General features: G+C 74.5%; 9 protein-coding genes. 3 read left to right on the top strand and 6 right to left on the bottom strand.

What is annotated here, in order from left to right; all coding sequences use genetic code 11:
• Window positions 1-120: 120 nt before the first annotated feature.
• Genes G5C51_RS38080 through G5C51_RS38070 form a run of 3 tightly spaced genes read left to right on the top strand, consistent with a single transcriptional unit; the run spans window position 121 to window position 4,005 of the window.
• Window positions 121-1,284: a baeRF2 domain-containing protein gene (locus G5C51_RS38080; RefSeq protein WP_165244831.1), complete on the top strand. Its 1,164-nt coding sequence runs from the start codon at window positions 121-123 to the stop codon at window positions 1,282-1,284.
• A gap of 5 nt (window positions 1,285-1,289) precedes the next feature.
• A complete protein-coding gene (locus G5C51_RS38075) occupies window positions 1,290-3,659 on the top strand; it encodes a glycoside hydrolase family 65 protein (protein WP_165244829.1) in 2,370 nt (789 codons plus the stop codon).
• 46 nt (window positions 3,660-3,705) lie between these two features.
• The gene (locus tag G5C51_RS38070; RefSeq protein WP_165244827.1) at window positions 3,706-4,005 is read left to right on the top strand and encodes a DUF2087 domain-containing protein; all 300 of its coding nucleotides are present in this window, start codon (window positions 3,706-3,708) and stop codon (window positions 4,003-4,005) included.
• A gap of 13 nt (window positions 4,006-4,018) precedes the next feature.
• Here G5C51_RS38070 and G5C51_RS38065 read toward each other — a convergent pair whose 3' ends face one another.
• The 6 genes from G5C51_RS38065 to G5C51_RS38040 all read right to left on the bottom strand — a co-directional run.
• Window positions 4,019-5,515, bottom strand: coding sequence for a bifunctional phosphatase PAP2/diacylglycerol kinase family protein (locus G5C51_RS38065; protein ID WP_240930206.1), 1,497 nt, complete (start codon window positions 5,513-5,515; stop codon window positions 4,019-4,021).
• Between the two features lie 74 nt (window positions 5,516-5,589).
• Window positions 5,590-6,042, bottom strand: coding sequence for a CBS domain-containing protein (locus G5C51_RS38060; protein ID WP_165244825.1), 453 nt, complete (start codon window positions 6,040-6,042; stop codon window positions 5,590-5,592).
• A 66-nt stretch (window positions 6,043-6,108) separates the two neighbouring features.
• A complete protein-coding gene (locus G5C51_RS38055; RefSeq protein ID WP_165244823.1) occupies window positions 6,109-6,504 on the bottom strand; it encodes a DUF2795 domain-containing protein in 396 nt (131 codons plus the stop codon).
• 7 nt (window positions 6,505-6,511) lie between these two features.
• On the bottom strand, window positions 6,512-6,901 hold the full coding sequence (locus tag G5C51_RS38050) for a DUF2267 domain-containing protein (RefSeq protein ID WP_165244821.1): 390 nt from the start codon (window positions 6,899-6,901) through the stop codon (window positions 6,512-6,514).
• A gap of 28 nt (window positions 6,902-6,929) precedes the next feature.
• Window positions 6,930-7,157, bottom strand: coding sequence for a DUF6480 family protein (locus G5C51_RS38045; RefSeq protein ID WP_165244819.1), 228 nt, complete (start codon window positions 7,155-7,157; stop codon window positions 6,930-6,932).
• Window positions 7,158-7,199: 42 nt separating this feature from the next.
• Window positions 7,200-7,538, bottom strand: a 339-nt coding sequence (locus tag G5C51_RS38040) for a SpoIIE family protein phosphatase (RefSeq protein WP_165244817.1), incomplete at its 5' end; no start/stop codon positions are given.

Genomic DNA, 7,538 nt, shown 5'->3' with positions numbered 1-7,538 from the left:
ACCTTCATCCCCCCAGGAGGCCCGCTCGGCCATCGCCCGCGAGTGCCCCTCCCCCAGGGGGCTAAACCACGCGACTCGCGTCCGTGTCGACCACACAGGTCACGGGTACCCGCGCGCCCTATGAAGCTCGCATTTCTCGATCCACTACTGCACACCCCCGGCCCGTGGGCATCCGTGTACTTCGGCACCGCCCGTAACACCGAGGACGCCGCCACCCAGCAGGAGCTGCAGGCGCGCGCCGCCTGTGAGCGGCTCGCCGCGCAGGGCGCGGACGACGCCACCTGCCAGGCGCTCTACGCCGAACTCAGCACGCCCGCGCCCGGTCTCCCCGGGCGCGCGCTCTTCGCGTCCCATGGCGCGGTGCGCCTCGACATCCCCCTCACCACCCCGCCCGCGCAGCCGGAGAGCTGCTGGACCGCACTGCCGCACACCGGCCCGCTGCTGGACTACGCGGGCGCCGACCCGGCCTGCCTGGTGGCGTACGTCGACCGCACCGGCGCAGGCATGGAGCTGTACGACGCCCAGGGCCGGCACCCGGCCGGGCAGGTCGAGGGCCACGACTGGCCGGTGCACCGCACCGCCACCGCCGAGTGGTCGGAGCGGCACTTCCAGAACGCCGTCGAGGACACCTGGGAGGCCAACGCCGCCCGCGCCGCCGAGGCGGTGGCCGCCACCGCGGAGGACTGCGGGGCGGAGTTCGTGGTGCTGGCCGGTGACCCGCGCGAGCGCCGCGCGGTGCGCGACAAGCTGCCGCAGCAGCTGCGCGTCGCCGCCGTCGAAAGCGACCACGGCGGCCGGGCGGCGGGCAGCGGCGCCGGGCAGCGGCTGCTGGACGCCGAACTCGAGACGCTGCGCGCGGAACAGGCCCACGCGCACGCCGAGGAGGCCCTGCAGCGCTTCCGGGCGGGCCGCGTCCCGACCGAGGGCCGCATAGACGCCGCCGAAGGCGTCCCGGCCCTGATCGACGCCGCCCGCGAGCACCGCATCGAGGCGCTGCTGGTCCGCTCCGGCGGCACCGACCTGCACCGCGACGTATGGGTGGGGCCCGAGCCCGACCAGCTCGCGCTGCGCCGCACCGACGCGCAATACCTGGGCGAGCCGCGCCCGGCGGCCGCCCGCGCCGACGACGCCCTGATCCGCTCGGCCGCCGCCACCGGCGCCGAGGTCATCCCGCTCCCCGACCCGGACGGCCGCGGCGCGGCCCCCGTCGGCGGCCTCGGCGCGCTGCTGCGCTGGCCGTACGAGGGCGGCCTGCCCGGCGGCGGCCGGCCGCGGGAGGCCTAGGCCAGGTGATCACCCACCTCCGCTACCGGGCCGAGCCCTGGCGGCTGCGCGAGGACGGCCTGGATCTGGAGGTGCTGCCGCAGAGCGAGTCGCTCTTCGCGCTGTCCAACGGGCACTTGGGGTGGCGGGGCAACCTCGACGAGGGGGAGCCGAACGGCTTGCCGGGGACGTATCTGAACGGCGTGTACGAGGAGCATCCGCTGCCGCACGCCGAGGCCGGCTACGGCGTCCCGGAGTGCGGCCAGACCGTCGTCAACGTCACCAACGGCAAGCTGTTCCGGCTGCTGGTCGACGACGAGCCGTTCGACATCCGCACCGGCACCCTGCACCATCACGAGCGCGTCCTGGACCTGCGCACTGGCCTGCTCCACCGCACGGTGGAGTGGACCTCCCCGGCCGGCACCCGGATCCGGGTGCGGACGCGGCGGCTGGTGTCGCTGACACAGCGGGCGGTGGCCGCGGTGGAGTACGAGGTCGAGCTCATCGAAGGCGACGAGGACGCGGGCGAGGGCCTGGCCCGGATCGTCCTGCAGTCCGAGCTCGCCGCCAACGAGCCGATGCCGCCGCCGAGTCCCGACCCGCGCGCCGCCTCGGTCCTCACCGATCCGCTCGAGTCGCAGGACGCCTCCGTCGCCGGCACCCGGCTGCGGCTCCAGCACCGCACCAAGGGCAGCGGACTGCGGGTGGCGGCGGCCTGCGACCACGAGGTGACGGGCCCGGACGGGATACGGATCGCCGCCGAGGCGGGCGGCGACCTGGCCCGGCTCACCGCGGTGGCCAGGCTCGGCGAGGGCGAGCGGCTGCGGTGCGTGAAGACGGTCGCGTACGCCTGGTCGGGGCAGCGCTCGCTTCCCGCGCTGCACGACGAGGTGGACGCGGCGCTGACCGAGGCGCAAGTGTCCGGGTGGGAGGGGCTGTGCGCGGAACAGCGCGACTACCTGGCCGACTTCTGGGAGCGCGCGGACGTCGAGGTGGAGGGCGATGCGGAGATCCAGCACGCGGTCCGCTTCGCGCTCTTCCACGTGCTGCAGGCCGGCGCCCGCGCCGAGGAGCGGCCGATCCCGGCGAAGGGCCTGACCGGCTCCGGCTACTCCGGGCACAGCTTCTGGGACACGGAGGTCTTCGTGCTCCCGGTGCTCACCTACACCCTGCCGCGGGCCGCGGCCCAGGTGCTGAGGTGGCGGCGGAAGACGCTGCCGGAGGCGATGGAGCGGGCGGAGTATCTGGGGCTCGCCGGGGCGGCGTTCCCGTGGCGGACGATCAACGGGCGGGAGTGCTCGACGTACTGGCCGGCCGGGACGGCGGCTTTCCATGTGAACGCCGGGATCGCGGATGCCGCGGTCCGGTACGCGGAGTGCACCGGGGACGCGGACTTCGAGCGGGAGACCGGTCTTGAGCTGCTGGTGCCGACGGCGCGGCTGTGGCGGCGGCTCGGGCACACCGGCGACGACGGCGCCTTCCACATCGACGGCGTCACCGGCCCCGACGAGTACAGCGCGGTCGCCAACGACAACACGTACACGAACCTGATGGCGCAGGCGAACCTGCGGGCGGCGGCCGCGGTGGTGCGGCGGCACCCGGTGGCGGCAGCGAAGCTGGGCGCCGGCGAGACGGAGGCGGCGGCCTGGGACGCGGCGGCGGACGCGATGGCGGTCCCGTACGACGAAAAGCTCGGCGTGCACGAGCAGCACGCGGGCTTCACCCGGCAGGCGGACTGGGACTTCGAGAGCACCGGGCCCGAGGAGTATCCGCTGATGCTGCATCACCCGTACTTCGACCTCTACCGCAGCCAAGTGGTCAAGCAGGCCGACCTGGTGCTGGCGCAGTGGCTGCGCGGCGAGTGCTTCACGGCGAAGCAGCGGGCCCGCGACTTCGCATATTACGAGCGGCTGACGGTCCGCGACTCGTCGCTGTCGGCATGCTGCCAGGCGGTGGCCGCGGCGGACGCCGGGCATCCCGAGCTGGCCTACGACTATCTCGGTGAATCGGCCGCGATGGACTTGGGCGACCTGCAGCACAACACCCGCGACGGGCTGCACCTGGCGGCGCTGGCCGGCACCTGGCCCGCCCTGGTGGCGGGCTTCGGCGGGATGCGCCGCCGCGGCCCCGAGCTGCGCTTCGCACCGCGGCTGCCGGGGGCGCTGCGCTCGCTGGCCTTCTCGATCACGGTGTTCGGCCGCCGGCTGCGGGTGGCGGTGCGGCCGGACGAGGCCACGTACACGCTGGTGTCCGGGGAGCCGCTGGGCATCCACCACTACGGCAAGCCGCTGACGCTGACCGGCGACGCCCCGCAGACCTGCGCCATCCCCCCGCTCGAACCCCGCGAGCGGCCGCGGCAGCCGCCGGGCCGGGCGCCGGAGCAGCGGCGGCGGTGACGAAAAGTCGGTGGACAGGGCGCGGGGGTGCGGCTTGGGTGAGCGGGTGACTGATACCCACGCACCCGTACCGGACCTGATCCGCGGCTTCCTGCGGGACGGCCGGCTGCTGCGGCTGCCCGCGAAGTACGGCAAGCAGCTGCTCGTGCTCGACTACCTCGCCACCAACGCCTTCGAGCCCGGCCGCATCTACGACGAGGCGGCGGTGAACGACATCCTGCGCGGGTGGTGCGAGGGCGGCGCGACGGATCATGTCGCGGTGCGGCGGGCGCTGGTGGACTCGGCGCAGCTGGTACGGGACCCGGTGCAGGGGTGGTACTGGCGGGCGGACGGGCTGGAGGCTTGAGGCTTCTGGAGGGTCAGGCGGGGTCCAGCCTGCGGTAGGCCGTGAGGGCCTCGTTGGTCTTGTGCAGCGTCAATTCGCCCGGGGCGGCGGTGACTTCGCCGTCGTAGGCGACCGGGGTGTCCGCCGGAATGCCCTCGATCCGCAGCCGGCGCAGCCGTGTCGCCGCGTGCAGCGGGGAGCCGCGCAGCGGGCCGGTGAGCGCGGCGCCGAGCAGCCGGATCCTGGGGAGCCGGCCGGCCGGGACCACGCGTACGTCCAGCAGGCCGTCGGCCAGGTCGAAGCGGCGCACCGGCATCGCGCCCAGGCCGCGGTAGGTGCAGTTGCCGGTGAAGAGCACCCACAGCGAGCGGCGGCGGCCGCCGATCTCCACCTCGACGGGCCGGGCGGCGCGCAGCACCTCCAGCGCGGCGAGCACGCCGGCGGGCCAGGCGCCGATGCGCGGGGCCCAGCGCTCGCGGACCCGGACCAGGTCCGGATAGGAGCCGAGGCTGAAGGTGTTGACGAAGATCTCGTCACCGAAGCGGCCCACGTCGACGCCGACGGCTTCGCCGTGCTCGACGGCGGTGGCGGTGTCGCGGAGCGCCTCGATGCCGAGGTCGTACGCGAAGTGGTTGCGGGTGCCGCCGGGGAAGACGGCGAGGGGGACCTGGTGGGCGAGTGCTGCGCGGGCCGCGGAGTTCACGGAGCCGTCGCCGCCTACGACGCCGAGGGCGCCGCCGATATCGCGGGCCTTTGCCGCGGCTGCGTTGAGTAGATCAGCGAGATCGTTGCTGTCGCTCGCAGGTTGATCGCGCCTGGCGGCGCTCGTCCTCAAACGCCGGACGGGCTGTAGGTCGTCCACTCGCGTCAGGATGTCCACCTGCGGCAGCAGCGTCTTCAGTTGCTCGACCACGTCCTGGCCGTAGCCATTGCTCGTCCCCGCCCCGGAGTTGACCACCACCACCAGCCCCCGCCCCTCCGGCAGCACCGGCGCATCCGCGCGCGGCCGGGCGGGAGGCGCCAGCTGGGCGCGGGTCGGGACCATGCCGCGTACGGCGTATGCCGCGCCCGCGCCCAGGGCCGCGCCCGCGAGGACGTCGCTCGGGTAGTGCACGCCCGTATAGATGCGGGAGAACGCCACTGACGCCGCGATCGGGGCCACCAGCGCGCCCCACCGCCGGGACTCCAGGGCCGCGCCCACCGCGAAGGCCGCCGCCGAGGCGGAGTGGCCGGACGGGAAGGACGTCGTGAACGGCTGGCGGTGCAGGCGGCGGACGACCGGGACCGCGTCGATGAGGGGGCGGTGGCGGCGGACCGAGCGCTTGGCGACGGTGTTGACCGTGGCGGAGGCGGCGGCCAGCGAGGCCGCGCCGCGCAGAGCCGCTCGCCGCGCCGGGCGGCCGCCCGCGGCGGCCATCGCACCGGCCAGCGCGAACCACAGCACGCCGTGGTTGGCGCTGCGGCTCAGCCGCGGGAGCACGCGTTCGGCGCCGGGCCAGTGCTGCTCGGCGACGCGGTGGAAGAGTTCCAGGTCCCAGGCCGCGAAGGCGCCCGCGAGGCCGGGCCGGCCCTTGCCGGCCCGGTCGCGTCCGGGCCCGTTGCCGTTCAGCGGGGACGCGCCGTACTCGCGGTGCCCGGCCAGCTGTCCGGGGCGGCGCGGCTGATGTCGGCGAGCGCCGAATCCGGGTCGCGCTCCACCGCCAGATCGCCGATGGAGATCATGCCGACGGTGGTGCCGTTGTCGGTCACCGGCAGCCGCCGGACCGCATGGGTGCGCATCAGCTGGACCGCCTGGTCGACCGGGTCGCCCGGCGCGACGCAGACCGGTTCCGGCGTACACACCGCCTGGCAGCTGACCGTCAGCGGATCGACGCCGTCGGCCACCGCCCGGAGCGCGATGTCCCGGTCGGTCACGACGCCGAGCAGGGTGCCGTCCCGCATCACCAGGACGTCGCCGATATCCTGCGCCCGCATCAGCTGGGCGGCCTCCACAAGTGACGCGTCAGGGCGTACCGCGGTCACGGCCGGCGTCATCACTTCCCTCACCAACTGGGCCATGGCAGCTCACTTCTCCCGTATACGAACCTGATGGGCTGCGTGCCGCTGTACCCGCTTTCCGGATGTCTATTCACCCGCGAGCGGCATGCCGTCCCGCCGCAGCGCCTCCGCCACGTCCTGGACGGTGCGGTACGTCTCGTTCTCCGGCAGCTCCCGCACCACGTCGATCAGCGGATCCGGGGCGTGCCGCTCGTGCAGCACCCGCACCAGGGCGGCCCGCTTGGCCGGGAACGGGGTGCGCGCGAAGTGCCGGGCCAGTTCGAAACGTACCCCCTCCCACAGCCCGCCGGAACCGGGCGCGGGCACCGGGCCGGTCGTCGCGGCCGGATCGTCGTCGGCGCCCGGCTCGGGGTCGTGCCACTCCTCGGTACGGGTCGGGTGGCCCGAGCGGAGCATGCCCTGCAGTTCGTGCTTCAGCTCGTCGTCCTTGTGGACGCTCAGCCGGTCGCTTCGCCGCTGCATCGTGCGCTCACCTCAACTCTGCGTGGCCGAGAAATCCGGCATAGCCGGAGGGCAGCTGGCTGATGAGCTTGTTCAGCTCACCGCCGGCGACGGTTCTGGCGAGGACGCCGAGCACCACGTCCGCATGCCCGCGGGCGGCGTCCTCGCCGTCCCCGGTGGCGGCCGCGACCTGGCGGACGAACTCCGTCACCCCCCAGGTCTCGGCGCGCCCGCCGGCCGCCGAGCTCAGTGCCTTGCCCACCTCCGCGGGCAGCTGCTCGGCGAGGTGGCAGGCCGCCTCGGGCTGCAGCCGCCGCCCGAGGCAGCCGAGGACGGCGTCTGAGATACGGGCCGCTGCCTCACGGTCGGGATAGTCGCCGCCCTCGCGCACGGCGGCCAGGAACTCCGGATAGGTCATGGATGCCTCACTCTTTTCACTGCTGTTCTCATACCGCGACCGCGAAGGCGAGGAAGAAGGCTGAGCACAGGGCCACGACCACACCGATGAGCACGATGGGCGCCGCGGCCCATCCGGTGGCCGGATTGTGCACCTCTTCCGGTCCCGCCCAGGGCGTGCTGCCCTCCGCGGGCGGGGTCTCACCGGGCGGCACGCCGCCGCCGGCGGTCAGGCCGGGGGTGCGGTACGGATCGGGGTCCGGGTTGTGGTGGTGCATGGGGTCCGGGTGCCCCGCACGGCGCGGGTGTCACCACTCGTTTCACGCGGCCGCGGCGGCTGCCGGCTCGGGCTCGATGAGGACCAGGGCGATGTCGTCGCCGCGGATCCGGCCGGTGTGCCGGCCGACGGCGGACAGGACGGTGTCGAGGGCGTCGTCGAGATCCGGCAGGGCGCAGGCCGGGTGCAGGGACTGGAGGTCGAGCATGGTGCCGCTGCGGTTGCGGGCCTCGGTGAGGCCGTCGGTGTAGAAGAGCACCCGGTCGCCGGGGGCCAGCTTGACCTGCTGCACCGAGGGCGCGGGGGCCAGGCCGAACGGCGTCGCCGCCTCGTCGGGCGCCAGCAGCGCGGGCGGGCCGCCGCCGGCGGGGAGGTGCAGCGG

Origin of the sequence: Streptomyces coryli (assembly GCF_011044975.1) — a bacterium.
Taxonomy (GTDB): Bacteria; Actinomycetota; Actinomycetes; order Streptomycetales; family Streptomycetaceae; genus Streptomyces; species Streptomyces coryli.
This window is presented reverse-complemented; position numbering and strand designations above follow the sequence as displayed.